At 72.1% G+C, this 2,154-nt stretch carries 3 protein-coding genes; all 3 read left to right on the forward strand.

Going from position 1 to position 2,154, the window contains the following annotated elements; translation table 11 throughout:
- Window positions 1-172 precede the first annotated feature (172 nt).
- Genes CM1CMNOD_RS20620 through otsB form a run of 3 tightly spaced genes read left to right on the forward strand, consistent with a single transcriptional unit; the run spans window position 173 to window position 2,149 of the window.
- The gene (locus CM1CMNOD_RS20620; RefSeq protein WP_013875524.1) at window positions 173-598 is read left to right on the forward strand and encodes a DUF3263 domain-containing protein; all 426 of its coding nucleotides are present in this window, start codon (window positions 173-175) and stop codon (window positions 596-598) included.
- An 8-nt stretch (window positions 599-606) separates the two neighbouring features.
- Entirely contained in the window at window positions 607-1,248 is a 642-nt protein-coding gene (locus tag CM1CMNOD_RS20625) for a LytR C-terminal domain-containing protein (RefSeq protein WP_013875525.1), read from the forward strand.
- Between the two features lie 13 nt (window positions 1,249-1,261).
- On the forward strand, window positions 1,262-2,149 hold the full coding sequence (otsB, locus tag CM1CMNOD_RS20630; protein ID WP_013875526.1) for a trehalose-phosphatase: 888 nt from the start codon (window positions 1,262-1,264) through the stop codon (window positions 2,147-2,149).
- The last annotated feature ends 5 nt before the right edge of the window (window positions 2,150-2,154 follow it).

The raw sequence follows: 2,154 nt of genomic DNA on the forward strand, positions 1-2,154 counted from the left end.
GCCCGAAGGCGTGATCTTCTTCATGCGGTGCCAGGCAGGCGGGGTTGACGAGGGAGGATCCCGCGTGTCGACCGGCTCGGCCGAAGTTGTCGGACCCAGCCTCTGAAATAGTGGACGGCGAAGCACATTCCTGTGATTCGCGGATCCCAGCCGGAGGAGGTTGATCATCAAAGTGAACGCCGCTCACGTCCTGGCGCCCGAATCGCAGGCCTTCCAGGGGTCGCACGATCCCGTGCGGACGCCCGCATCGTCCGACCCGCCGGAATCCGATCACCAAACGGCGTCATCCGACCACCAGTCGCGACTGGCGCATGATGCCGACGCGGCCGGCCCGGCGGCGGCGCTCGACGAACGCCAGCGCCGGGTGCTGGAGTTCGAACATCACTGGTGGCGATACGCGGGCGCCAAGGAGACCGCGATCCGCGCCGAGTTCGGCATCTCCGCGACCCGCTACTACCAGATCCTGAACGCCCTGATCGACTCCCCGGCCGCGCTCGCCACCGACCCGATGCTGGTCAGACGGCTGCGCAGGCTGCGGGCAACGCGACGGCGCGCGCGCTCGGGCCACACCGGCCGACCCGACCCCGCCGAGATCTGAGTACCGCCATGACCGAGACCATCTCTTCCGTGACTCCCCCCCGGCCGCCGCGGCTGCGCCGGTGGGACCGGTTGCACGGGATCGCCGCCGGGGCCGTCGCCGTGCTCGCCGTGTTCGGCTGCATCCTGATCATCAACCTGGCCAACGACCCCTCGCCGGACACCGCGACAGCCGCCGCGACCGCTTCCCCGGCCCAGGCCACGGTTGCGGCCGCGCGGTCCGCCGGTGGCGTGTCCACGGCCGCGCCGGCGGCACCCGCCGCGTCGGCGACGAGCGCCCGTCCGTTACCGGTAGAAACATCACAGCCGCCGAAGGCGGTTGTTCCCGTCCCGCCGTCGACCGCGCCAAAGCGCGTCTTCGCCCCCGTCCTGATCCTGAACAACTCCAGGGAGCAGGGGCTTGCCGACGCTGCCCGGGCGCGGCTGGAAGCCGCCGGCTTCACGGTGACCCGGGTCGGCAACTACAACGCGACGTACAACGTCGCGGTACCGACCGTGTTCTACGCGCCGGAGCGGAAGGACGCCGCCGAGACCCTGCAGGAGTTGATCCCGGATGTCAGAGCCTCGGCTCCCAAAAGCGCGCACTTCATCTCGGACGATCCGCTCATCCTTGTCATCACCAAGGATTTTCAGATCGACCCGCCCGAGTGACGGACCTGAGCCCATGACTTCCACACCCGGTACCAGCAACACACCCGGTACCAGCGGTACGCCCGGCAGCGGCCCGCTCGCCGAGGCGCCCCGGACGCTGGCCGGCGGCTCCGGGCTCGCCGCGCTGCTCACCGACCCGCGGCATGCCCTGGTCGCGCTCGACTACGACGGCACCCTCTCACCCATCGTCAACCGCCCCTCCGACGCCGTTCCCGCGCCCGGTGCGCTGCGCGCCCTGGCCCGGCTGGCCGAACGGGTCGGATCGGTCACCATCATCACCGGTCGCCCGGTCGAGGCCCTGCTCTCGCTCACCCGGTTCGCCGACGAGCCGGGGCTGCGCTCGCTGTCCGTCCTCGGCCAGTACGGGCTACAACGCTGGGACGCCTCCACCGGAACGATCACCAGCCCCGAGCCGCTGCCCGGAGTGGCCGCGGTCCGGGCCGCGCTGCCCAGGCTCCTGCAGGACGCACCCGCCGGGACCGTCGTGGAGGACAAGGGGCATGCCCTGGTCGTCCACGTCCGCCGCACCGCCGACCCGGACGCGTCGCTGGCCTCGCTCACGCCCGCGCTGACCGTCCTGGCCAGGGACAACGGGCTGGATGCCGCGCCTGGCAAACGGGTGCTGGAACTACGCCCGCCCGGCCACGACAAGGGCCGGGCGCTGCGCGACCACGCGGCCGAGCTGGGCGTCCGCTCCGTGCTGTTCGCCGGCGACGACCTCGGCGACCTGCCGGCCTTCGACGCGGTCGACGAGCTGCGGGCCGCCGGCGTCCCCGGGCTGACCGTGTGCAGCGACGGCCCGGAGGTCCCACGGGCGCTGCGGGAGCGGGCCGATCTCGTCGTCCCCGGCCCGGAGGGAGTGGTGGCGCTGCTGCGTCTGCTCGCCGACCGTCTCGCCTAGTAGAC

The organism is Protofrankia symbiont of Coriaria myrtifolia (genome assembly GCF_900634755.1).
Taxonomy (GTDB): Bacteria; Actinomycetota; Actinomycetes; order Frankiales; family Frankiaceae; genus Protofrankia; species Protofrankia coriariae.